The sequence below is a fragment of the Gaiella sp. genome (genome assembly GCF_057140465.1).
On sequence record NZ_DBNHWK010000061.1, the window covers coordinates 21,968 to 44,250 of the forward strand.

Sequence of the window (22,283 nt, forward strand, 5' to 3'; positions counted from 1 at the left end):
GTGGGCACCGCCGACGGGGAGACCGGGCTCCCCCGCGCCGAGCTCGGCTTCCCCGGGCCGCTCCGCGACCGGCTCGGGGCGGCCGTCCTCGCGGGACGGAAGACGGCGACCGCCGGGCTCCTCGAGGAGCACCGGCGACACGACGAGCGGCTGCCCACGGTCGGCGAGCCCTTCCCGCCCTGCCGCAGGGGGTGACGACGGCGCGCGGTCGCCGCGAAGACGACACCGATCCGGCGCGGTCTCGTCACGCGACACGGGATACGGTCGATCCGTGCGCAGCGTGTCCACTCCGTGGGGCAAGGCGACCGCGATCGAGGAGCTCGCGGTCGCCCAACGTGCCGGTGGACGGCGGTTCTCGTCCCTCGTGCAGCTGCTCGAGACGGAGCGCGGCGAGCGCCTCGTCCGCTTCGCGTACACCACGGGAGGAACGGCACGCCGCGGCCCCGTCACGCTGCGCGCACGCGACGTCGAGCGCCTCCACGCGGCGCTCGCGCGGACGCCCGCGCTTCGCGACGTCCTCCTCGGGCCGTCAGGGCGGCCGGTCGGGGATGACGACGGCTAGACGCCGACCGCGAGGCGCTCGCGCGCCGCCGTGACGAGACCCTGCAGGATCGGCATCCCGCCCGTCGGGCCCAGCAGCGGGTCGACGGCGTGCTCGGGGTGCGGCATGAGGCCCATCACGTTGCCCGCCTCGTTGACGACGCCGGCGACCCGGCCGCGGGCACCGTTGACGTCCTCCGCATAGCGGAAGACGACCTGGTGGCGCTCCTCGACCGCCGCGTACAGATCGTCGTCGGCGAACCAGTTCCCCTCGCCGTGCTTGATCGGGATCACGAGCTCGTCGCCGGCCGCGAGCTCCTGCGTGAAGGCCGTATCGGCACGATCGACGACGACGGTGACGTCGCGGCAGACGAACTCCAGCTGGCGGTTGAGCCGGAGCACCCCGGGAAGGAGCCGCGCCTCGCAGAGGATCTGGAAGCCGTTGCAGATGCCGAGCACGGGGCCGCCGTCGGCCGCGAAGGCGCCCACCGCGTCCATCACCGGAGCGACGCGGGCGATCGCGCCGCAGCGGAGGTAGTCACCGTAGGAGAACCCCCCAGGGAGCACGACGCCGCCGACCGCGGCGGGCAGGGCCGTCTCGGCGTGCCAGACGGGCACCGCCTCGGCCCCGAGCGCCTCGAGCGCCAGCGCCGCGTCCCCGTCGTCGTTCGAGCCGGGGAACGTGACGACGGCGATGCGCGGGCGATCACTCATGCCGGTTCACCGCTGCTCTCCGCGACCTCGATCTCGACGCTCTCGATCAGCGGGTTGGCGAGCAGCTCCTCGCACATGCGCTCCACGAGCGCCCGCGCCTCGGCCTCGTCGGTCGTCGCGAGGTCGAGGTCGACGAGCCGCCCCACGCGTGCCCCCTCGACGGGGAAGCCGAGCTTCCGCAGCGAGTCCTCGACCGCCTCGCCCTGGGGGTCGAGGATCCCCGTCTTCGGGCGTATCAGCACGATCGCTCTCACAGGACGCTCTCCGGGTCGTCGGCGTAGTCCTCGAAGCGTACGTCAGTGAGCCGCTCGAACGCCTCGACGTAGCGGGCACGCGTCCCCGCGACGACGTCCGCCGGGAGCTCGGGCCCGGGTGCGCTCTTGTCCCACCCCGACCGCTCGCACCAGTCCCGGACGAACTGCTTGTCGAACGAGGGCTGCGGCCCGCCCGGGGCGTATCCGTCGGCCGGCCAGAAGCGCGACGAGTCGGGGGTCAGGGCCTCGTCGCCGAGCGTGACGACGCCGTCCTCGTCGACCCCGAACTCGAACTTCGTGTCGGCGACGACGATCCCGCGTGGCTCCGCGTGGGCCCGCGCGAACGCGTACAGGGCGAGCGCCGCGGCCCGCGCCGCCTCGTAGGCGTCGGCCCCCGACAGGTCGACGGCCTCCGCCTCGGTGATATTCAGGTCGTGGCCCGACGTCGCCTTCGTCGCGGGCGTGACGATCGGCTCCGGCAGCTGCTCCGACTCGCGGAGACCCGCGGGAAGGCGATGGCCGCAGACCGACCCGGTGGTGACGTAGTCCTTCCACCCCGAGCCGGCGAGGTAGCCGCGGACGACGATCTCGACGGGGAGCATGCGCAGCCGGCGGCAGACGATCGACCGCCCGTCGCGCTCGAGCGACAGCAGGTGGTTCGGGGTGATGTGGCGCGTGCGCGCGAACCAGAAGGCCGACAGCCCGGTGAGCACGCGCCCCTTGTCCGGGATCGGCGTGCCGAGCACGACGTCGAACGTCGAGATCCGGTCCGAGGCGACGAGCCGAAGTCGACGCGCGTCGAGCTCGTAGATCTCCCGCACCTTGCCGGAGGCGATGTGCACCGCGTCAGGCAGGGCTCTCGACCCTCCGTCGCACGTCGAGCTCGTGGAGGCGCTCGAAGACCGTGTCGACGTGCCGCGTGTACGTCTCGGCGTCGAACACCGCGTCGAGGTCGACCTGCCCGGCCACCCCGGCGTCGGCCCGGACGAGCTCCCGGAAGTCGACCCCCTCGTCCCATGCCCGGAGGGCGGACCGCTGCACCAGCCGGTAGGCGTCGTCGCGGGCGACGCCCGCTTCGACGAGCGCGAGCAGCAGCCGCTGGCTGAAGTACACGGCGTTGCTCGCCTCGACGTTCTCGCGCATCCGCTCGGCGCGCACGACGAGCCCCTCGACGAGCCAGGCGAACCGGTCGAGCATGTAGTCGACGGCGGTGAACGAGTCCGGGAGGACGACGCGCTCCGCGGACGAGTGCGAGATGTCCCGCTCGTGCCAGAGGGCGACGTTCTCGAGGCCGACGAGGGCGTTCGCCCGCACGACGCGGGCGAGCCCGCAGATCCGCTCCGCGGTGATCGGGTTCCGCTTGTGCGGCATCGCGGACGATCCCTTCTGCCCGCGCCCGAACGGCTCCTCGACCTCACGTACCTCGGTTCGCGCGAGATGCCTGATCTCGGTGGCGAAGCGGTCGAGCGACGAGGCGAGGAGAGCGAGGGCGGTCAACACCTCGGCGTGACGGTCGCGCTGCAGGATCTGGGTGGAGACGGGCGCCGGCTCGAGGCCGAGCCGCCCGCAGGCGACCCGCTCGACCGCGGGATCGACGGCGGCGTACTGGCCGACCGCGCCCGAGAGCTTCCCGACGCGCATGCCGGCGAGTGCCTGCGCGAGCCGCCGGCGGTCGCGGTCGAGCGCGAATGCCCAGACCGCGAGCTTCAGCCCGAATGTCGTCGGCTCGGCGTGCACGCCGTGCGTTCGGCCCATGCAGAGCGTCCGTCGATGCTCCTCGGCCCGCGCGACGACGGCGCCGAGCGCCCGCTCGATCCCGGCCAGCACCAGCTCTCCGGCTTCCCCGATCGCGAGCGAGAGCGCCGTGTCGACGACGTCGGACGACGTGAGCCCGTAGTGCAGCCACCGTCCTTCCGCCCCGAGCCCCTCCTGCACGGCGTCGACGAAGGCGGCGACGTCGTGGCTCGTCTCGCGCTCGATCTCGGCGACGCGCTCCGGTGTGGGCACGCGCGCGTCCGCACGGATCGCGGCGACGACCTCCGCGGGGACGACACCGACCTCGGCCCAGCCGTCGAGGGCGGCGAGCTCCACGCGCAGCCATCGCTCGAGCTTCGCCTCCTCCGACCAGATCCTGGCCATCTCCGGTCGGGTGTAGCGAGCGATCACCGCCCGGCATTGTAGTCTTACGGTCTGCAGCGGCCGGCGGTCCAGATCGGATCGTGCCGGCCGCCGGAGTCCTGCCCGATTCACGACTCGTGAGCCGCCACCGCCGTTCGACACCACCCGGGGTCTTCATCTCCTCCGCCCGGCACCGCCGGGCACGGCGTCGTCGCGCGCGCATCGGGCTCCTCGTCGCGGCCCTGCTGGGCGCGCTCACCGCCGTCGCGCTCGGCAGCCTGTGGCTCGCCGAGCGCCAGGTCCTCCCGGCCCGTACGGAGGTCGCCGGTGTCGAGGTCGGAGGGCGAACGCTCACGGAGGCCAGGCTGCTCGTCACCACGGCCGCCCAGGAGCGACTGCGTGAGCCCGTGGTTCTCTCCTCGGACGACTACTCGGTCGAGGTCACGGGCGCCCAGGTGGGCGCGTCCCCGCTCGTCGACGAGGCGATCGCGGGCGCCGACGGAGTCGGGTTCTTCGGACGGCTCGCACGCCGAGTGGGGATCGGCGAGACGCGGGCCGTGCCACTTCGCTACACGCTTCCCAGGGCCCAGGTCAGGCGACTCGCCGCCGAGCTCGACCGGCAGCTCGCCGTCGAGCCACGCGACGCCCGACTCGTCATCAGGGGCACCACGGCGACCGTCCGTCCGTCCCGAGACGGCCAATCGGTCGCGATCGCACGGCTGACGACGCGTCTCCGGACACTGCCCGCGACGCTGGACGTGCCGCTGGCCACCGTCGAGCCGGAGGTCACCACGGCGACGGCGGAGCGCGCCCGACGCCTCGCGAACGAGCTGCTCGGCCAGCCACGGCGGGTCACGCTCGGCGACGTCTCCGTCGCCCTGCCACCGGCCCTCCTCGCGCGCGCGATCCGCACCGCACCGGGAGACGGGGGGTTCGGGCTGCGCCTCGAACCGGAGGTGCTCCGCACCCGGCTCGCCCCGACGTTCCGTGCCCTCGAGCGCGATCCGACGGATGCCGCCTTCCGGGTCGAGGGCACGCGCGTCCGCGTGGCGCCGGCCCGGCCGGGACGCCGGCTCGACGTGGATCGCATCGCACAGTCGCTGCTCGCGAACCTCGATTCGACCTCGCACCGCGCGCGCTTCGTCGCGATCCCTCCGGCTCTGACGACCGCGCAGGCGGAGAAGCTGAAGATCACGGAGCTCGTCTCCGAGTTCACGACGTACTACCCGTGCTGCGCCCCGCGCGTGACGAACATCCAGCGCGCCGCGACGCTCCTCGACGGCACGGTGCTCCCGCCGGGCGGGACGTTCTCGCTCAACGACGCGCTCGGCCGGCGCACCGTCGACAAGGGGTTCGTGGCCGCACCGCAGATCCGCGCTGGCAGGCTGGAGGACGCGGTCGGTGGCGGGATCAGCCAGGTGGCGACGACGCTCTACAACGCCGCGTTCTTCGCCGGCCTGCGCCTCGACGCGCACCAGCCCCACGAGTTCTACATCTCCCGCTACCCGATGGGCCGCGAGGCGACCGTCTCGTGGCGGAGCCCGGAGCTGATCTTCACGAACGACTGGCCCGCGGGGCTCCTGATCAAGGTCTCCGCGAGCGACACCGGGATCAGGGTTCGCTTCTACTCGACGATGCTGGGGCGCCGTATCGAGACGACGACGGGCGAGCCCTACGCGGCGACGGCTCCACGGACGTTCACGTCGAAGAACCCGTCGCTGAAGCCCGGGCAGAAGGAGGTCGTCCAGGAGCCGGGCGCAGGCGGCTTCAGCGTGCGCTACACGCGCAAGGTCTGGCGCAACGCGAAGCTGAAGCGGGACGAGGTGTTCACCGTCCGCTACAAGCCGCAGAACGGCTACGTCGAGGTGGGACCGCCGAAGAAGCCCGCCAAGAAGCCGAAGCCGGGCACGAGGGCGCCGAAGAAGCCGATCGCCCCCGGGGACGAGGGCACGATGGTCACGGACGGGACAACCGTCCCCGCGTAGCCGTCACGCGAGCGCCTGCGACGGCCGGGGCGGGCGGGTGCGCCCCGCCGGGCAGGGAAGGGCGCGGTGACGAGACCCGGGTCGGCTACCGGCCGGCGGCGGCGAGAGCGATGTCCTCGCGCCGGCGTGCCCCGTCGAACCGCACGAGGTCTGCGGCAGCGTACGCCCGCGCCCGCGCCTCCGCGAGGTCCGCGCCCGAGGCGGTGACGTTGAGCACGCGACCGCCGTTCGTGACGAGCCGTCCGCCCTGGAGCGCCGTGCCGGCATGGAAGACGAGCGCTCCGGCCGCCTCCGCCTCCGCGATTCCGTCGATCGGTGTGCCGCGATCTCCGGTCGCCGGGTAGTCGCGCGCGGCGAGGACGACCGTGACCGCTGCCCCGTCCGCCTCGGGGAAGGCGGTGCCACCCGCGAGCTCGCCGGCGGCGGCCGTCGCCAGCACCTCGAGCAGGTCGTGACCGACGAGCGGGAGGATCGACTGCGTCTCCGGGTCTCCGAACCGGCAGTTGAACTCGAGCACGCGCGGCCCGTCGTCGGTCAGCATCAGCCCGGCGAACAGCGTCCCGACGAACGGCGCCCCTCTCCGCGCAAGCTCCCGGAGCACGGGCCGGTGCACCGACTCGAGGAGCTCCTCGACCGCCGCCGCGTCGAGCCCGGGGACCGGAGCGTACGAGCCCATGCCTCCGGTGTTCGGCCCCTCGTCCCCGTCGAAGGCGCGCTTGAAGTCCTGTGCCGCCGGCAGGGCGACGACGTTCACGCCGTCGCAGATCCCGAACACCGAGACCTCGGGGCCCTCGAGGAGCTCCTCGATCACGACGCTGTCCCCGTAGGATCGGACGACCTCGAGACCGGCGGCGAGCTCCTCGTCGGTGCGACAGACGACGACGCCCTTGCCCGCGGCGAGCCCGTCGGCCTTCACGACACAGGGTGCGCGCGGATCCTCGAGGCGCCGCGCGGTGGGCACGCCGGCCGCCTCCATGACGTCCTTCGCGAACGACTTCGAGCCCTCGATCCGCGCCGCCTCGGCCCCCGGCCCGAACACCGGGACGCCGCTGTGACGCAGGAGGTCTCCGAGACCGGCGACGAGCGGCGCCTCGGGGCCGACGACGACGAGGTCGACGTCGAGCGCCCCGGCGAGCCCGAGCAGGCCCTCGAAGTCGTCGCTCGAGACCGGGTGGCAGGTCGCGAGCGCGGCGATGCCGGGGCTCCCCGGGGCGGCATGGAGCTCACGGAGCGCAGGTGAGCGGGCGATGCTCCACGCGAGGGCGTGCTCGCGACCACCCGATCCGATCAGCAGGACCCGCACAGCGGCAGAGTCTAGGGGCAGCGCCTGCCCGAGCCCTCAGACGCGCTGGCCGCCGAACGTGAGCACGGCCTCGCGGCCGGCGCCCGTGCCGACGAGGTCGACGGGGACGCCGAGGGCCTCGCCGACGAACTCGATGTAGTCCCGGGCCGCCGGCGGGAGCGTGTCCCCGCCGAGCTCGCACTCCCACCCCGGCAGCGTCTCGAAGACGGGCGAGCAGTGGTGGAAGTCGGACTGGTGCGACGGGAACTCGTCGGTCTCCGTCCCGTCCGGCAACCGGTAGCGGACGCACACCGGGATCTCGGGGAACGACGAGAGGACGTCCAGCTTCGTGAGCGCCAGGGACGTGATGCCGTTGACGCGGACGGCGAAGCGGAGCGCGACGAGATCGAGCCAGCCGCACCGCCGGTCACGACCCGTGACGGTCCCGAACTCGGCGCCGAGCTCGCGGACCCGGTCCTGCGCCGGGCCCTCGATCTCGCTCGGGAACGGCCCCTCCCCGACCCGCGTCACGTAGGCCTTGGCGACGCCGAGCACCTCGTCGATCCGGTTCGGCCCGATGCCGAAGCTGACGGCGGCGCCGGCGGCGATCGGGCTCGACGACGTCACGAAGGGGTACGTGCCGTGGTCGAGGTCGAGCAGCGTCCCCTGCGCCCCCTCGAACAGCACGCGCTTCCCCTCCCGGAGCGCATGGTCGACGAGCAGCGACGTGTCCGCGATGTACGGCGCGAGCCGCTCGGCATGGCCGAGGGTCGCGGCCACGACGGCTTCGCCCGCAAGCGGCTCGATGCCGTAGACGCGGTCGAGCCAGACGTTCTTCTCGGCGACGGCGAGCTCGATCTTCTGCTCCAGGATCTTCGGGTCGAGCAGGTCCTGGACGCGAATGCCGATCCGCGTCGCCTTGTCCGCGTAGGCGGGCCCGATCCCCCTCCTCGTCGTCCCGATCTGCAGCTTGCCGAGCCGCCGCTCTCGGGCGCCGTCGAGTGCGACGTGCCAGGGCATGATCAGGTGCGCGTTGCCCGAGAGGAAGACGAGCCCGGCGGTCTCGTGCCCGCGCCGCTCGAGGTCGTCGAGCTCCGCGATCACGACGGCCGGGTCGACGACGCAGCCGGCGCCGATCGCGCTCGCCTTGCCCTGGACGATCCCCGACGGGATCTGCCGGATCTTGTACGTCTCGTCGCCGACGACGATCGTGTGACCGGCGTTGGGACCGCCCTGGTAGCGGCAGACGAGATCGGAGCCGGCGGCGAGCAGGTCGACGATCTTCCCCTTCCCCTCGTCGCCCCACTGCGCCCCGACGATCACGGTCGCGGGCACGTGCAGCAGTGTTGCAGAACGCCCGGGGGACGAGGGTGGGGAGCGACCCTCCCCACGCCGATCGCCGGGCCACGGCCCGACACGGCGGGCCCGAGGCCTAGTCGGCGTCTCCGTGCGCCCGCCGGCGTTCGCGCTCCCGGAGCTCGATCCGGCGGATCTTGCCGGTGAGGGTCTTCGGCAGGTCCTCCACGAACTCGATCTCCCGGGGGTACGCGTACGCGGACAGGTGCTCGCGGACCGAGAGCTTGAGGTCGCGCTCGAGCTCGTCTCCCGGCGCCACGCCCGGGAGCAGCTTCACGAACGCCTTGACGATGTGCCCGCGGAGGTCGTCGGGCGCGGCGACGGCCGCGGCCTCCATCACCGCCGGGTGCGAGACGAGGGCGGACTCCACCTCGAACGGGCCGATGCGGTACCCCGCGGAGATGATCACGTCGTCGTTGCGGCCCTCGTACCAGACGTAGCCGTCCTCGTCCTGGCGCGCGACGTCCTTCGTGTGGAACCAGTCGCCGCCGAACACCTCCGCGGAGTCCTCGGGCCGGTTCCAGTAGCCGAGCGGATAGTGAGGATTGGAGCGCGCGGCGAGGCAGATCTCGCCGGTCTCGCCGGTCGGCACCGGCCGTTCGTCCTCGTCGAGGAGCGCCACCTGCCAGCCCGGCATCGGCTTGCCCATCGACCCCGGACGGACCTCCATCGTCGGGAAGTTCCCGCACAGCGGGTAGCTCTCGGAGAGGCCGTAGTAGTCGAACGGGACGATCCCGAACTGCGACTCGAACCACCGGATCACCTCCGGGTTGAGCGGCTCACCGGCACAGCACGCGATGCGCAGGTCGATCCCCGGGTACCTGCCGGAGACGTCCCCGAGCGCGGCCATCGCACGGAGCGCGGTCGGCGTCGCGAACAGGTTGCGGACGCGGTGCCTGTCGAGCAGCTCGAGCGTCTGCACGGGGTCGTACCCGCCCTTCCGCGCGAACACCGCGATCGGGGCGCCGAGGCGCCACGGCCCGAGGATCCCGGGGACGATGCCGGCGATCCACGCCCACTCGCCGGTTGCGTGGAACACCTCGTCCGCCCTCACGTCGTGGGAGAGCTCGAACTCGTTGTGACCGAGCAGGTAGCGGTGCGCGTGGACGATCCCCTTCGCGTTCCCGGTCGTGCCCGAGGTGTAGTAGATCTGCGCAGGGGTCTCGCTCGACGTCGCGAGCGTCGCGCAGGTCGCCGAGGACTGCTCGACGGAGCGCCCGAACTCCCCGTCGACGACGAGGACGTGGACGAGCCCCGGCAGCTCGCCGCGCACCGCGTCGATGCGGTGCCGGTTCGCGGAGTCCGTGACGACGACCTTCGCCGCACAGTCCCGGAGGCGGTGCGCGATCGCGTCGTCGCCGTAGAGGATCGACAGCGAGAGCAGGATCGCGCCGATCTTGTACGTCGCGAGGAAGCAGGCCGCCGCCTCCGGGAGGGGCGGCAGCATCACCGCCACGCGGTCGCCCTCCTCCACCCCGTACGAGCGCAGCGCGTTCGCCGTCCTCGCCGTCAGCGCCTGCATCTCCCCGAACGTCAGTCGGCGCTCGGCCCCCTGCCAGTCCTCCCAGAGCATGGCGAGGCCCTCGGGCGCGTGCTTGTCGAGCACGTCCGTGCAGATGTTGTAGCGCTCCGGGACCTCCCAGGCGAACTCGGCGCACATCTGGTCGTACGGGGCGGGCGTGTGACGACGGAAGGCGCTCACGAGGCACGAAGCATACGGCGAGCACGACGGCCCGTACCGTGTCGGTGACCGCGGCGGCGCAGCGCTGCCGTCATCGGCCGTCGTTGGGGCCTCGATGTCGTGGGTGACTCGACGGCGCCGCGAGCGACGGCCGGACGGGCATCCCTGCCGCCTGGCCCGACCCGCGGTGTGGCGTGCCGACGCTGCCGCGAACGGTGGGGAATGGGCCGGGTGTCGCCGTACTACACGTCGAGCGCGGCGACCTCGAACCGCTCGACCGTGGGCGCCCCCGCCGCCATCTCGTCGGTGGCCTGGGCCCGAAGCGCGTTCGCGCGCTCCTCGCTCGCGGCCAGCGCCGCCTCGTCCGGCCAGAGCGTGATCGAGATCGCCTTGCCCGTCGATCGATCGACGAGCAGGATCGACCCGCGACCCGCCTCCCTGACGAACGGGGCGACGTTGGCACGGAAGTTGTCGATTCCCGCGTCGACGTTCGCGGGGGCGCCGGTCACCGTCGTGACACGTGCGTACATCGGATCCTCCTTCGTCGTGGTGAGTGCGGTCGCCGGAGCCGTTGACGGCGTCGCACACTCGGAGTGCCGGTCGTGGATTCAGCTCATGTCGGACATGTGCCCGCCCCCCGGGGTGGTGAACGCGGGGATCGCGTCGGGGGCGGCGAGCAGCAGGATGCCGAGCCCGAGCAGGATGACGGCCGTGCCGTAGGTCGCGGCACGACGGGACGGGATCAGCTTCTCGAACGCGATCAACGCGGCCACGAAGGCCATCCAGGCGATGCTCATGACGCCGAGGGCGAAGAGCGATGCCATCAGCGCCCAGCAACAGGCGATGCACCAGCCGCCGTGCCGGATTCCCATCTGCAGCCCTCCGACCGCTCCATCACGCCACGCGCCGAGCAGGAAGCCGAGCGGCGTGCGGCACTTCCCCAGGCAGACGTCCTTGAGCGGCGTCAACTCGTAGACCGCCGCGACGACGAGCGTCGCCCCCGCGACCCAGCGCCCCGCCCGGTCCCACGCGAGCACGTCACCCGAGATCCGCCCGCCGATCGTCGCGACTGCGAACGCGAGCGCGCCGATACTGGTCCACGCGACGAGGTAGCCGGCGGAGAAGAGCAGCGGGCCGACGGGCGACCGGCCCCTCGTGATGCGCGCGTAGAGCGCGACCGTCGGCGCCACGGACGGGAACATCATCGCCGCCATCATCACCACCCAGACCGCGAGGAACCAGCCGAAGGTCCCGAGACCGGTCCACGGCCCGTCGTCCATCCCCTGCATCTGGTCGATCGTCCACCACCAGCCGAGGCCGGCGAGGGCGAAGAGCAGCGCGACGAGCCCCAGGCGGGCGCGTGCGGCGGCGAAGGCAGGCGCGAGACCCCCGGCGCCCGGAGAGCGACCCCGTGCCGACGCGATCATGCGCTCAGGCGGCCCAGGAGAACTCGGCCGTCGACAGGCCCGACTTGCCCTCGTACTCGATCCCGAACGCGTCGATGCGCGACCGCTTCGCCTCCGCGGCGGTGAGCTCCGAGCCGACGGGATGGAACATTCCCGCGAGCCGCACCGGCTCGCCGGTCTCGACACCGAACGGGACGATGTCCTCGATCTCGAAGTCGATCGCGTCCCCGATGCGAACGCTGTGCCGGACGCCGTCGTCGACGATCTCGATCGGGACGCGTTCGACGCCCACCATCTCGCCCACGAGCGGCGCGAGCGCCCCCATCGGGCCACCGAGCTGCCCGCTGAAGACGGCGGTGAGCTTCTCCGCCTGCTCGTCCGTCGCCCGCTCGTCGACGAAGATCCCGAGCCGCCAGTTGCCGTCCGTCATCACCTTCGGGCTGTCGACGATGAAGGCCGCATTGAGCCCCCCGACGTCGGTCCCCTCGATCTCTCCCTCGCGGACGTGGAAGGCGAGCGTGGCGCGGCAGAAGTCGTAGGTCGCCCCGTGGTCGAAGGACAAGTTGCAGGGGCACATCAGATCGCACGAGCACGTCTCCGCGTAGCTCCCCTTGAGGCTCCAGGACACGGTGATCTCCTTTCGGCGCGTTGCGTGGCGTCGATTCTCCAACGCCGCGCAGAATGTGTCAAATGTCACACTGATTCCGGCGCCGGGGACTCGTCGCGTCCGCGCTGCCCCCGCGGGCCTCGCGGTGCGTGCGCGGTCGAGGACGGGCTTCCCGCGGACGAGCGGGGCGAACGCAGCGGTGCGACGGCCTGCGCTAGGCGCCGGCGAGGTCGGCGAACTTCGCGTAGCGCTTGAGGAAGCTCAGCTTCAACGAGTCGGTGGGCCCGTTCCGGTGCTTCGCGAGGATCACCTCCGCGATGCCCTGCTGCTCCGACTCCTCGCCGTTGTAGTACTCGTCGCGGTAGACGAAGAACACGAGGTCGGCGTCCTGCTCGATGCTGCCGCTCTCACGGAGGTCGGAGAGGATCGGGCGCTTGTCGTGACGCTGCTCGACCGCGCGGGACAGCTGGGAGAGCGCGAGGATCGGCACGTCGAGATCGCGGGCGAGCACCTTCAGCGAGCGGGAGATCTGGGAGACCTCCTGCACGCGGTTCTCGACCGTCGACCCCGAGGTCATCAGCTGCAGGTAGTCGACGATGATCAGGCCGAGGCGCGGCTCCCGGGACTTCAGCCGCCGGGCCTTGGAGCGGAGCTCCATCATCGTGATCGAGCCCGTGTCGTCGACGTAGATCGGCGCCTTCATGAGCTTGTCGCAGGCGGCCGTGAGGCGCGGCCAGTCGTCCTGGGCGAGCTTCCCGGAGCGGAGGCGGTTCGACTCGACCTTCGCCTCGCTGCACATCAGCCGCTGCGTCACCTCCGCCTTCGACATCTCGAGCGTGAAGAGCGCGACCGGAGTGTCGCTGCGCACGCCGAGGTTCGCCGCCGCGCAGAGCGCCAGCGCCGACTTCCCCATCGACGGACGGGCGGCGAGGATGATCAGGTTCCCGGGCTGGAAGCCGGAGGTCAGCCGATCGAGGTCACGGAACCCCGAGGGGATCCCCGTGAGCTCCGCCCCGGCCTCGTAGAGGTGCATGATCCGCTCGAAGCTGTCGCGCAGGAGCGAGTCGATGTGCGCGAAGTCACCGGTGACGCGCTCCTGGGCGAGGTCGAACACCAGCTGCTCCGCCCGATCGACGAGGTCGCTCGTCTCGCCCGGGCGGTCCATGCCGAGGCGGGCGATCTCGGACCCGACGCGCACGAGACCACGGAGCGTCGCCATCTCCTTGACGATCCGCGCGTAGTGCTCGACGTTCGACGTCGCCGGCACGAGTGCCGCCAGCTCCGCGATCCGGGACGGCCCGCCGACGCCCTCGAGCTCACCGCGGGTGTCGAGCTCGTCGGCGAGCGTGATCGCGTCGACCGGCTCGCCCTTCGTCCAGAGGGCGAGGGCGGCCCGGTAGATCGTCGCGTGCGAGTCGCGGTAGAAGTCCGACGCGTCGAGGATCTCCGTGACCGCCCCGACCGCCGTCGGGGACAGGAGCATCGCCCCGAGGACCGACTCCTCGGCCTCGAGGTTCTGCGGCGGCACGCGACCGGCGGTGGGCGTAGGCGAGGGAGCGATCGTCATCGCGGGGGATCAAAGCGTCTCTTCCGGACGGCGCGAAACGGGACCTGCCGGGCCACGGGTGCAGGGAGAACGGAACGCACGTTCGTATGCTATCCCCAGCGCCGGAGGGATTCTCCCCAGTCCGGAGCCCGTTCTCCCACCGGCAACGAGCGCTCGGAGCGGGAAATTCGCGCGTCCGTCCACAGGGCTGTGCGAAAGCCCGTGGACGGCCGGGCGGGGGCGCGGCGAGCCGACGCCCCCGGCCTTCGCCGTCTACGGCGTCGTCTGCTCCGCGTCGTCCGCCTCGTGGCCGTCGTCGGCCGCGGGCGGCTCCGCGTCGATCGTCGTCTCCTCGGCCTCGAGCTCGCTGTCCTCGAGCGCCACGACCTCCGCCACCGCGGCCTCGACCGCGGCCTCGGCCTCCGCTTCGGCCCGTGCCGTCTCGGCGGCCTCCGCCGCCTCGGCCGCCTCGAGCGCGGCGAGCTCCTCCTCCGGGGGCAGTTCGCCGCCTTCGGGGACGACCAGCGTCTTCACCTCGGCGACGACGTCCTCGTACACCTGGATCGGCACCGTGAAGCGTCCGATCCGCTTGATCGCATCCATCTGGATCTTGCGGCGATCGACGCGGACCTTCCGCGTGCGCCAGATCTCGTCGGCGATGTCGCTCGGCGTCACCGAGCCGAAGAGCGATCCCGTGGGACCGGCCTTGACCTCGAAGCGGAGCACGGTCTTCGTCAGGGTGTCGGCGATCGCCGTCGCCTGCTCCGCGCTCCGCGCCTCGTGGCGGGCACGCTCGGCCTCGACCCGCCGGATCTCGGCCACGCGCCCCGGCGTCGCGACCTCGGCGAGGCGCCGCGGGAGCAGGAAGTTCCGGGCGTAGCCGCGCTTGACGTCGACGACGTCGCCCTTGAGGCCGAGCTTCTCGACGTCCTGGAGAAGGATCACGTTCATGCGATCACCCGGAGACGTACGGCAGGAGCGCCATCTCCCGCGCCCGCTTGACCGCCACCGCCACCTGGCGCTGATGCCGGCGACACGCACCGGTGATGCGGCGGTTGCGGATCTTGCCCTTCTCGGAGATGTAGCGTCGCAACTGGTTGACGTTCTTGTAGTCGACTTCCGCGACCTTGTCCTTGCAGAAGTGGCAGCTCTTGCGCCGGCCTCCCGGAGCTCCCGGGCCCGTGCGCTTCCTCATCGGCTTGGGGGGCATGTCGGCTCCTAGAAGGGGATGTCGTCGTCGGATGCCGGAGACGGGAAGTCGGCGTCGGCTGCCGCTCCCCCGGCACCCGCCGGGACGTAGCTGCTGCCGCCCTCGCCGTCGCCGCGGCTGCCGAGGAACTGGACGGTCTCGGCGACCACCTCGACGGCCTCGCGCTTGGCACCGTCCTGCGTCTCCCACTCGCGCCAGTCGAGGCGCCCGTCGATGGCGACGGGGCGGCCCTTCGACAGGTACTGCGCGCAGTTCTCGCCCTGCTGGCCCCAGACGGTGATCGAGAAGTAGTTCGGCTTGTCGACCCACTGTCCGGTCTCGTCCTTGCGCCGCGAGTTGACGGCGATCCGGAGCGAGCAGACCGGGGTCCCCGACGGTGTGTGGCGCAGCTCGGGATCCCGGGTCAGGTTCCCGACGAGGACGACGCGATTGACGTTGGCGGCCATGGTTACTCCTCCTCGGACGCGGACGCAGCCTCGACGCCGACATCGTCGCCGGTCGGGCCGCCCACCGCTACGGTCTGTTCGGTCCCTGTCTGGATACGACGAGTGGACATGTGGCGCATCACGGCGTCGTCGATCTTGAGCACGCGCGCCACCTCGTCGAGCGTCTCGGGCCCGCAGTCGACGTGCAGCAGGTGATAGCTGCCCTCGCCCTTGTGGTCGATCTCGTAGGCGAGCTTGCGGCGCCCCCATGGCTCGTGGTGCACCCAGGCGCCACCACCCTTCTCCACCAGCTCGCGGATGCGAGCGACGACCTCGCCCTGCCCCTCTTCGGCGAGGTCGGGGTCCAGCAGCAGCAGGATCTCGTACTCGTTCACGGGTTCCCTCGACTCCTTCCCTCGGTCTGAATCGGCTCCGCCTGCAGGCGACACCGGGAACGAGGTGCCGCGGGACGGAGCAGGAAGCCGTGCAAGGGTAGCAGCCGACAGGGCGCGGTAGGATGCCTCTTCGTGGGTCGACTCTGGAAGTGGGTGGCAGCGATCGCGGCGGTGACGGGGATCGCGCGGCTGCTGCGTCGGCGCCGTCGCGCACCCGTCGACGGGGCCGAGGGCGCGATCGCCGACGACCCCGCAGCCGAGCTCCGGCGGAAGCTCTCGGAGACGCGCGATGCTCCGCCGAGCACCGGCGACGTCGCCACGGCGCCGGCGGCCGAGGGCGCAGACGACGCGTCGCTCGAGGAACGACGCGCCCGGATCCACGAGAAGGCCCAGCAGGCGATCGACGCGATGACCACCGAGGAGCCGTGAGCGAGCCCGCACCGGTCGACGACGACCTCTCGACCGAGCTCGCCACCGAGCTGCGTCGGCTCTCCGACCGCATCGACACGCTGCAGGCGGACGTCCGTCGGCTCTCGTCGCCATCGCTGCCGTCGGAGCCGGGCTGGGAGGACGACGGCGACGCCCCGCGTCCCGTGTCGCACGAGTGGCTCGGCGCGCTCGAGCCGGCGATCCGCAGGCGTCCGCAGATCCCGCGACTGCTCCTCGAGGGCCTCTTCCTCGCCGCCTGCGCAGCGGGCGCGGCGCTCGCCGACCTCGACGCGGTGGCGATCCTGGCCGTGATGGCGGGCGCCTGGGCGCTCGTCGCACTCATCGAATGGGCCGCCTCGCGCGCCGAGCGCAGACGTGACGAGCTGCTGATGGCGCCCCCGCCCGCTCCTCCCGTCCCCGCCGACGCCGACCCGTCCTGGTTCGTCGCGCCGGTCGAGCGGACGATGCTCGAGGGCCAGCACGACCTGGCCGCCGTGACCGCCGCGACGCGGCTTCCCCCGGTCGACCCCGACGTGACGGTCGAGCGACCGGCGCCGCGCCCGGACGGCGAGGAGAGCGGTCAGGCCGACGACTGAGCCACGCGGGAGGAGCTCCCGACCGACGACAGCGTGCTCACGGCCGTCCGCCGAACCGGCGTCAGCCCGGCCCTGCAGGACGAGCGAGCGACGCCGCCCGACCCGCAGCCTCCAGCCGGTGCCCCGTGGCGGGGAGCATCGCCGCGAGCACGAGCGCCGGTACGAGCGGGAGCCAGAACGCGAAGACACGGTACGCGACGACGCCGAGCAGCGCCTGCTCCAGCGGGACGCCGATCGCCGTCAACGCGAACGTCATCGCCGCGTCCACCCCGCCGGTGGCGACGAACGGCAGCGGGATCGCCTGGGCGGCGTAGCCGGTCGTGAAGGCGAGCACGAGCGCGGTGACCGAGACGTCGGCGCCGAAGGCGTGCAGGCCCGCCCAGACGCTCGCGATCGCGCCTCCCCAGTACGCCACCGCCCACGGCGCGAGCGTGCGCCCGTCGGGCGTGGAGACGGCCCGCCGGACCCACCAGGCGGCGGCGACGCCGACGCCGAGCGCCCGCCGCAGCCACCCGCCCCGGTCCTGCGCCCAGCCCGCGACGCGAGCGGGAGCGGTGAACCAGCGAGCCGCGAGGAGGAGCGTCGGGATGATCACGATCCAGGGCAGCGTCATCGCGAGCGGCGCCGTGTCGAGAACGAGGGCGGCCACTGCGGCGCCGAGGCCGATCAGCGCGAACACGAAGTACACGAACGTGTTGAGCCCGATCAGCCGGACGAGGGCGTCGCGACGTGCGTTGCCGACGCGCCGCAGCGCCCAGTAGGTAATCGCGAGCGCGGCGGCACCCCCTGCGGCCACGAGCTGCGTGAGCCCGAAGCTCGCGAGCACGACCCGCAGCGAGAGCCGGTAGTCGATCTCCGGCCCGCCCTCGAAGCGGACGGCGGCGCGGTAGACGCCCGTGTAGCCCGCAAAGACGACGACCTGCCCCGCAGCACAGACGGCGAGCCACTCGGGGTCCGCGCCGCGCAGCGTGGAGGACAGCTTCGAGAAGCCGGCGGCGCGGCCGATCAGGAGCACGACGCCGGCCCCGACGAGGAGCGCCAGCACCCCGCCGAGCGCGATGCGCCGCCATTCCGGCCGGGGCTCGGCCTCCGACCCGGCTTCGGTCTCGAGCTCTGAGTCGGTCACCGGGTGAGCGCCCGTGCGGCGACGCCCAGCGCGGCCCCCGCGGCGACGTCGAGGACGTAGTGGTTCCCCGTCGCGACGACGACGAGCGCGACGAGCGCGGGGTACGAGCGCCACGCGACGCGACCGGGCCGCGACCGGGCCCGGGCCGCCACGCCGGTGCCGGTGACGACGGCGAACGCGAGGTGCTGGCTGGGCATCGCCGCGACCGGGTTGTAGAAGCGCACGAGGAACGGATGCTCGATGTCGATCCCACGCGACGCAAGCGTGTCGACGAACCCGTCGAGGGTGCGCGGAGGGGCGCACGGGAACACGAGGAAGGCGGGCAGGGCACCGGTGAACGCGGCGACGGCGGCGCGGCGCTCGCGCGCGAAGCCCGCGTCCCGCCGCCGGTAGAGGAGGATCAGCCACCCGACGCTGAGCATCACGTTGGCGCCGGCATAGCCGACGTTGAGGACGTGCACGAGGGTCGGCAGGCGGAGGGCCGCGCGCTGGACCACGGGCTCGACGTCGATCCCGAGGCGGCCTTCCAGCCCGAGCACGCGCTCGGCGTTCCGGCGCGCGCGCCGCCTGCCGGACGGCGTGAGCACGGCGCGCCGCACGAGGAGGTATGCGGCGTAGGCGCCGAGCCCGAGCGCGACCTCCCGGACGCCCGACCGGGCGGCGCTCACGACCCCGGCTCCCCGGGCTGCACCCAGCGCATGCGGTACGCCGCCGCCCAGTGCTCCGGGTAGGCGCGGATGACCTCGCTCCACCGGTCGGCGAGCTCCTGCAGGACCCGTTGCTCGCCCACGGGCCCCTCACGGCGTCCGGGCGGCGCGACGGCGGGGTCGATGAGCACGCGCCACCGGCGAGGGCCCTCCGGGAGCACGAAGAAGCAGACGATCGGCGAGCCCGTGAGCCGCGAGAGCGAGACGATGCCGGCCGGGAGCACGGCCCGTCCGTCGAGGAACCGCACCTCGTAGCCGCGCGGATCGGCGCCCCAGCCGTCGTCGCCGAGGACGAGGAGCGCCTCCCCGCTCCGGAGCAGCCGTGCGGCGCGGATCGCCGGCTCGGTCCGGTAGACGACGCGGAGCCCCGCGGTCGCACGCATGTGCGCGATCGCCCATGCGAGCCAGTCGTCGGCGACGATCACCGACGTCGGCACGGGGAGGACCGCCCGCGGTACCGCCGTCGCGACTTCCCAGCCGCCGACGTGGATCCCCGCGAGGATCAGGCCTCTCCCCTCGGCGGCGGCACGCTGCGCATGCTCGACTCCTTCCACGGGCGTCGTGCGCAGCATCTCGTCGGGCCGACCGAGCGCCCACAGCAGGTCGGCGGATCGGTGCGCCTCGTTCACGATCTCCCGACGGGCGAGCATCGCCGTCACGGGATCGTCGGGAGCGCGGTCGATGGCGTGTGCGAGGTTGAGGGCGAGGGCGCGCCGCTTCTGCGGCCGCAGGGCCCATTCGGCCGTGCCGCCGATCGTGGCGAGCGCGTGCGCGACTCGCGGCGGGACCCGGCAGCCTCCCCACGCCGCAGCGTCGATCACCTTCGCGAGCACGTGGGCCGCGAGCGGCCCTCTCCCGAGCGGTGCCTCCGGCCGTGGCTCGCCGTCGGGGGCGAGCCGGAGTGCGCCGAGGCGGCGGCGGAGCGCGGTCGGGCCCGTCACGTCTGCGGCTCGAGAGAGAGGAGGTCGAGCTCGTAGCGCTCCTCGAAGGTGACGTCCCCGATCACGGAGTCGTTGTCGGTCCGGATGCGGTAGACGAGCCGGACGGGGAGCCCCGTCTCGCGCTCCACCCACCGCTCCTCCACGAGCGGGCCGCGAGAGGCGCCCGTCTCCTCCGCCTCGAGGCGCAGGCGCAGCGTCTCGACCGGGACGCCGCCCACGTCGACCGGCTCCTCCCCGACGACCGTCACGGTGCCGGTCTGCGTCGTGTCCCCGCCGTCGCACGTGTGCGGGAACGTGGCACCGACGGCATCGCTGCCCACGAGCCAGGGTGAGCCCTCACAGCGCCACGTCGTGCTGTCGTCCTGTCCGTAGAACTGGTGGTTCTCGATCCAGCCGTCGAGTCGCTGCACGACGCCCCCTTCGCCGTCCGTGCAGATCGTCCACTCGGACGACCGCGTCTCGAGCACGTCCCAGCGCAGCGCCATCCCGCAGGGGGAGGCGGTGACGGTGATCGTCGAGCGCGGCGGGTAGGCATGGGTCGTGCCGCCGAGGGCGCTGACCGACTCGGAGCCCGACGTCGAGTAGACGTAGACCCCGGGGGGAACGGGTGTCTCGCCGCTCGCGGCGCTCTCGCGGTAGCGGGCGAGGGCATCGTCGATCGAGGCCGGCGTCGCCGTGTCCCTCAGCACGACGCGCCAGACGACGACGGCGGCGGCCGCGACGAGGGCGGTCACGCCGAGCACGACGAGGATGAGACGCAGTCTCCTGCTCACGAGGCCTCCGGTGACGACTGAGCCTACCGTCGCCCCCGGCCCGGCACGAGCTCAGCGCCCGACCGCGGCGGGGAAGCGCTCGGCGACGTAGCCGATCGCCTCGTCCGTGCGCAGGCGCCTCGTCGTGTTGCCCGCCCGCACGTAGAGGTCGGCGGTCTGCCGTCCTGGCTCGGAGAGGAACACCGGCCGACTCGACGCAGCGACGTCGACGCGGCACACGTCGTGCGCGTCGACGACCTCGAACGCGACAGTGACGTCCAGCAGGGCCTCCGTGCCCAGCCGCTGCGAGAGGTAGTCGCGGAGCCACAGCTCGAGCCCGTCCCGGTTCCCCTTGGTCGTCACCGCGTAGTCGCCGTCGAGGCCGACGACGGACCCGTCGTCGGCAACGCCGACCAACAGCGTCCCGCCCTGGGCATTGAGGAACCCGGCGATCGTCTTCGCGATCACGAGCTCGAGACGATCGTCCCGCTCACCCGTGTGCCGGTTCCGCCGCGCCGAGCCCTTGAACTCGACCGTCCCCGACTCCCCGGCGGCGATCAGCTCCGCGACCCCGACGGGGCGCGATGCCGCCCGCCGCCGCGACACGACCCGCTCGGTGACGAGCAGCACGACGACGGCCCCGGCGACCGCGAGCAGGAACCGGGCGAGGACGTTGCCGCCCCCCGCGAGCTCGGCGATCGTCAGCCCGATCCCGGCGCCGACGATGCCGACGACGGCGGTTGCGGCCAGCGACAGCCTCCGTGGCCCCGGCACGAGCAGGTTCGCGAGCAGCCCCGCGGCGAATCCCGTCGCGAGCACGACGAAGAAGATCACCTGCGCATCGTAGGACGGCGTGCCGCGGGGGACGCGCCACCGGACGGCGCCGGTGAGCCCCGCCAGACCGGGACGGTCAGGCGTCGGTCGTCAGCTGCGCAGCCCCGAACGCGACGCTGAAGGCGCGGCACCAGATCACGACCGTCGCGCCGTCGGCGAGGTCGAGGCTCGCGGGGAGCGCGTACTGCTGGTCGCCCACGTTGCCCTTCAACCGGGCGAGCCGCACGCCGCCGTCGACCGACCCGCCCGCCACGCGACCGGGGACGACGTACACGTAGAGGTCGGGCCCGGGGTCGGTGCGAAAGCCGGCGAGCGTCAGCGTCCGCTCGCCCGCCCGCTCGACGACTGCGGCGGTGCCCTCCGTGGGGTGGGCCAGTCCGCCGAACGACCCCTCGAGCACCGCCGGGCCGTCGACGAGCGTCTCGCTCACGGTCGTGTCGACGGTGGACGTGTAGGCGAGGTAGCCGCCGACGGCGACGAAGGCGAGCACCGCTGCGGCCGCCGCCGGCCGCAGCGAGGGCGCACGGCGCCAGGCGAGCGTGGCGAGCACGACGACGGCGGCGAACCAGAGCGCCGTGAGCGCCATCGATGCGCGGGCGTCGTCGGTGACCACTCCACCCGCGACCCAGATCCCCGCGAGCACGGCGAGCACGGCCGGCAGGACCGCCAGCCAGCCGACCGGGCGCCGACGCTTCGACGGGCGGGCGGTGAGGACGACCCTGTGCATGCCCCAGGTGTACCCGGAGCCGTCTTGCGGAGGTGTTACGCGACCTTACGAACCGATGAAGACCGGCACGGTCAGGCGATCGCTTGCGTGGCCCGCAGCCGGCGCGCGAGCTCCTCGACCATCGCGACGGCGATCGCCGACTCGCTCCGCAGCAGCTTGAGGAAGCGTGGGCGGCCGATCACGAGGCAGGCGATCGGCCCCTTCGCGGTCACGGTCGCCGTCCTCGGCCCGCCGTCGAGCAACGCCATCTCGCCGAAGAAGCTCCCCTCCTCGAGGCTCAAGGACGGGAGGCCACGGCGCGACACCCGGACGCTCCCTTCGACGAGCACGAAGAACGAGTCGCCATCCTGGCCGGCGCGGACGATCGCGCTGCCGTCGTCGAAGCGCACGATGCGGGCGATGCCCGCCACCTTGCGCAGGTGCCGTCGGCTCAGCCCCGCGAACAGCGGGACGTCGGCGAGGACGTCCGCCCAGGCGGACGCGTTCTTCTCGGGCCGGGATCGTGTGAGCTCCCGCCCGAGCTGCGCTGCGGTTGCCGAGTGAGGCATCGACCCTCCTTCGCCGGTACGAGCCGAGACACTACTCCCTTGCGCTCCCGCCGCGCCACGTGTCGCACCGGGAGCAGGCCCGGGACGCCCGCGGAGAGAAGGCG

Annotated in this window: 27 protein-coding genes; 5 read left to right on the top strand and 22 right to left on the bottom strand. The window is 72.8% G+C overall.

Annotated elements, in window-relative coordinates; genetic code table 11:
- A complete protein-coding gene (locus AC162C_RS08420) occupies window positions 1-195 on the top strand; it encodes a hypothetical protein (RefSeq protein ID WP_484097161.1) in 195 nt (64 codons plus the stop codon).
- A 76-nt stretch (window positions 196-271) separates the two neighbouring features.
- Entirely contained in the window at window positions 272-562 is a 291-nt protein-coding gene (locus AC162C_RS08425; RefSeq protein ID WP_484097162.1) for a hypothetical protein, read from the top strand.
- Here AC162C_RS08425 and purQ read toward each other — a convergent pair.
- Genes purQ through purB form a run of 4 tightly spaced genes read right to left on the bottom strand, consistent with a single transcriptional unit; the run spans window position 559 to window position 3,674 of the window.
- The gene (gene purQ / locus AC162C_RS08430; RefSeq protein WP_484097163.1) at window positions 559-1,254 is read right to left on the bottom strand and encodes a phosphoribosylformylglycinamidine synthase subunit PurQ; all 696 of its coding nucleotides are present in this window, start codon (window positions 1,252-1,254) and stop codon (window positions 559-561) included. The two genes, AC162C_RS08425 and purQ, sit on opposite strands and share 4 nt — an antisense overlap.
- Complete coding sequence (gene purS / locus AC162C_RS08435) at window positions 1,251-1,508, bottom strand: phosphoribosylformylglycinamidine synthase subunit PurS (protein WP_484097164.1); 258 nt, start codon at window positions 1,506-1,508, stop codon at window positions 1,251-1,253. The genes purQ and purS overlap by 4 nt, the downstream gene beginning before the upstream one ends.
- Window positions 1,505-2,329: a phosphoribosylaminoimidazolesuccinocarboxamide synthase gene (locus AC162C_RS08440; protein ID WP_484097165.1), complete on the bottom strand. Its 825-nt coding sequence runs from the start codon at window positions 2,327-2,329 to the stop codon at window positions 1,505-1,507. The genes purS and AC162C_RS08440 overlap by 4 nt, the downstream gene beginning before the upstream one ends.
- A gap of 25 nt (window positions 2,330-2,354) precedes the next feature.
- On the bottom strand, window positions 2,355-3,674 hold the full coding sequence (purB, locus tag AC162C_RS08445; protein WP_484097166.1) for an adenylosuccinate lyase: 1,320 nt from the start codon (window positions 3,672-3,674) through the stop codon (window positions 2,355-2,357).
- Between the two features lie 89 nt (window positions 3,675-3,763).
- Between purB and AC162C_RS08450 the strand changes: the two genes are divergently transcribed.
- Window positions 3,764-5,611, top strand: a complete 1,848-nt coding sequence (locus AC162C_RS08450) for a VanW family protein (RefSeq protein ID WP_484097167.1) — start codon at window positions 3,764-3,766, stop codon at window positions 5,609-5,611.
- 85 nt (window positions 5,612-5,696) lie between these two features.
- Here AC162C_RS08450 and purD read toward each other — a convergent pair whose 3' ends face one another.
- The 11 genes from purD to rpsF form a co-directional block, all read right to left on the bottom strand.
- Window positions 5,697-6,914 (bottom strand): phosphoribosylamine--glycine ligase, encoded by a 1,218-nt coding sequence (gene purD / locus AC162C_RS08455; RefSeq protein WP_484097168.1) that lies wholly within the window; start codon window positions 6,912-6,914, stop codon window positions 5,697-5,699.
- Window positions 6,915-6,950: 36 nt separating this feature from the next.
- A complete protein-coding gene (locus AC162C_RS08460) occupies window positions 6,951-8,228 on the bottom strand; it encodes an adenylosuccinate synthase (protein WP_484097169.1) in 1,278 nt (425 codons plus the stop codon).
- A gap of 97 nt (window positions 8,229-8,325) precedes the next feature.
- The gene (locus AC162C_RS08465; RefSeq protein ID WP_484097170.1) at window positions 8,326-9,951 is read right to left on the bottom strand and encodes an acetate--CoA ligase; all 1,626 of its coding nucleotides are present in this window, start codon (window positions 9,949-9,951) and stop codon (window positions 8,326-8,328) included.
- Window positions 9,952-10,172: 221 nt separating this feature from the next.
- The gene (locus tag AC162C_RS08470) at window positions 10,173-10,460 is read right to left on the bottom strand and encodes a hypothetical protein (RefSeq protein ID WP_484097171.1); all 288 of its coding nucleotides are present in this window, start codon (window positions 10,458-10,460) and stop codon (window positions 10,173-10,175) included.
- A gap of 78 nt (window positions 10,461-10,538) precedes the next feature.
- Window positions 10,539-11,357: a DUF2182 domain-containing protein gene (locus AC162C_RS08475; protein WP_484097172.1), complete on the bottom strand. Its 819-nt coding sequence runs from the start codon at window positions 11,355-11,357 to the stop codon at window positions 10,539-10,541.
- Window positions 11,358-11,361: 4 nt separating this feature from the next.
- Complete coding sequence (locus tag AC162C_RS08480) at window positions 11,362-11,964, bottom strand: DUF1326 domain-containing protein (RefSeq protein ID WP_484097173.1); 603 nt, start codon at window positions 11,962-11,964, stop codon at window positions 11,362-11,364.
- 193 nt (window positions 11,965-12,157) lie between these two features.
- Window positions 12,158-13,510: a replicative DNA helicase gene (dnaB, locus tag AC162C_RS08485; RefSeq protein WP_462974671.1), complete on the bottom strand. Its 1,353-nt coding sequence runs from the start codon at window positions 13,508-13,510 to the stop codon at window positions 12,158-12,160.
- A gap of 252 nt (window positions 13,511-13,762) precedes the next feature.
- Entirely contained in the window at window positions 13,763-14,440 is a 678-nt protein-coding gene (gene rplI / locus AC162C_RS08490) for a 50S ribosomal protein L9 (RefSeq protein WP_484097174.1), read from the bottom strand.
- Between the two features lie 4 nt (window positions 14,441-14,444).
- Window positions 14,445-14,684 (bottom strand): 30S ribosomal protein S18, encoded by a 240-nt coding sequence (gene rpsR, locus AC162C_RS08495; RefSeq protein WP_462974688.1) that lies wholly within the window; start codon window positions 14,682-14,684, stop codon window positions 14,445-14,447.
- Window positions 14,685-14,707: 23 nt separating this feature from the next.
- On the bottom strand, window positions 14,708-15,145 hold the full coding sequence (locus AC162C_RS08500; RefSeq protein ID WP_462974673.1) for a single-stranded DNA-binding protein: 438 nt from the start codon (window positions 15,143-15,145) through the stop codon (window positions 14,708-14,710).
- 2 nt (window positions 15,146-15,147) lie between these two features.
- Window positions 15,148-15,519, bottom strand: a complete 372-nt coding sequence (gene rpsF, locus AC162C_RS08505) for a 30S ribosomal protein S6 (protein WP_462974674.1) — start codon at window positions 15,517-15,519, stop codon at window positions 15,148-15,150.
- 132 nt (window positions 15,520-15,651) lie between these two features.
- Between rpsF and AC162C_RS08510 the strand changes: the two genes are divergently transcribed.
- The gene (locus AC162C_RS08510; RefSeq protein ID WP_462974675.1) at window positions 15,652-15,948 is read left to right on the top strand and encodes a hypothetical protein; all 297 of its coding nucleotides are present in this window, start codon (window positions 15,652-15,654) and stop codon (window positions 15,946-15,948) included.
- Window positions 15,945-16,544, top strand: coding sequence for a hypothetical protein (locus AC162C_RS08515; protein ID WP_484097175.1), 600 nt, complete (start codon window positions 15,945-15,947; stop codon window positions 16,542-16,544). Before AC162C_RS08510 ends, AC162C_RS08515 begins: the two co-directional genes overlap by 4 nt.
- Window positions 16,545-16,605: 61 nt before the next feature.
- On the opposite strand, the gene AC162C_RS08520 is transcribed toward AC162C_RS08515, so the two are convergent.
- From AC162C_RS08520 to AC162C_RS08550, 7 genes are all read right to left on the bottom strand, one after another.
- Entirely contained in the window at window positions 16,606-17,670 is a 1,065-nt protein-coding gene (locus AC162C_RS08520) for a lysylphosphatidylglycerol synthase transmembrane domain-containing protein (RefSeq protein WP_484097176.1), read from the bottom strand.
- Window positions 17,667-18,338 carry a phosphatase PAP2 family protein gene (locus tag AC162C_RS08525; protein WP_484097177.1) on the bottom strand — a complete coding sequence of 224 codons (672 nt, stop codon included), beginning with the start codon at window positions 18,336-18,338 and terminating at the stop codon, window positions 17,667-17,669. Before AC162C_RS08525 ends, AC162C_RS08520 begins: the two co-directional genes overlap by 4 nt.
- Window positions 18,335-19,318: a lysophospholipid acyltransferase family protein gene (locus tag AC162C_RS08530; RefSeq protein ID WP_484097178.1), complete on the bottom strand. Its 984-nt coding sequence runs from the start codon at window positions 19,316-19,318 to the stop codon at window positions 18,335-18,337. The genes AC162C_RS08525 and AC162C_RS08530 overlap by 4 nt, the downstream gene beginning before the upstream one ends.
- Window positions 19,315-20,091 carry a hypothetical protein gene (locus tag AC162C_RS08535; RefSeq protein WP_484097179.1) on the bottom strand — a complete coding sequence of 259 codons (777 nt, stop codon included), beginning with the start codon at window positions 20,089-20,091 and terminating at the stop codon, window positions 19,315-19,317. Before AC162C_RS08535 ends, AC162C_RS08530 begins: the two co-directional genes overlap by 4 nt.
- A gap of 51 nt (window positions 20,092-20,142) precedes the next feature.
- Window positions 20,143-20,904 (bottom strand): RNA-binding domain-containing protein, encoded by a 762-nt coding sequence (locus AC162C_RS08540; protein ID WP_462974681.1) that lies wholly within the window; start codon window positions 20,902-20,904, stop codon window positions 20,143-20,145.
- 76 nt (window positions 20,905-20,980) lie between these two features.
- Window positions 20,981-21,631: a DM13 domain-containing protein gene (locus tag AC162C_RS08545; RefSeq protein ID WP_484097180.1), complete on the bottom strand. Its 651-nt coding sequence runs from the start codon at window positions 21,629-21,631 to the stop codon at window positions 20,981-20,983.
- Window positions 21,632-21,702: 71 nt separating this feature from the next.
- Window positions 21,703-22,179, bottom strand: coding sequence for a cyclic nucleotide-binding domain-containing protein (locus AC162C_RS08550; RefSeq protein WP_484097181.1), 477 nt, complete (start codon window positions 22,177-22,179; stop codon window positions 21,703-21,705).
- Window positions 22,180-22,283 lie beyond the last annotated feature (104 nt).

Excerpts from the sequence above, each read along its gene's own strand:
- AC162C_RS08550 (WP_484097181.1), bottom strand. The coding sequence starts at position 22,179 with ATGCCTCACTCGGCAACCGCAGCGCAGCTCGGGCGGGAGCTCACACGA.
- dnaB (WP_462974671.1), bottom strand. The coding sequence starts at position 13,510 with ATGACGATCGCTCCCTCGCCTACGCCCACCGCCGGTCGCGTGCCGCCG.
- rplI (WP_484097174.1), bottom strand. The coding sequence starts at position 14,440 with ATGAACGTGATCCTTCTCCAGGACGTCGAGAAGCTCGGCCTCAAGGGC.
- AC162C_RS08475 (WP_484097172.1), bottom strand. The coding sequence starts at position 11,357 with ATGATCGCGTCGGCACGGGGTCGCTCTCCGGGCGCCGGGGGTCTCGCG.
- rpsR (WP_462974688.1), bottom strand. The coding sequence starts at position 14,684 with ATGAGGAAGCGCACGGGCCCGGGAGCTCCGGGAGGCCGGCGCAAGAGC.
- AC162C_RS08545 (WP_484097180.1), bottom strand. The coding sequence starts at position 21,631 with ATGCACAGGGTCGTCCTCACCGCCCGCCCGTCGAAGCGTCGGCGCCCG.
- purQ (WP_484097163.1), bottom strand. The coding sequence starts at position 1,254 with ATGAGTGATCGCCCGCGCATCGCCGTCGTCACGTTCCCCGGCTCGAAC.
- AC162C_RS08470 (WP_484097171.1), bottom strand. The coding sequence starts at position 10,460 with ATGTACGCACGTGTCACGACGGTGACCGGCGCCCCCGCGAACGTCGAC.
- AC162C_RS08500 (WP_462974673.1), bottom strand. The coding sequence starts at position 15,145 with ATGGCCGCCAACGTCAATCGCGTCGTCCTCGTCGGGAACCTGACCCGG.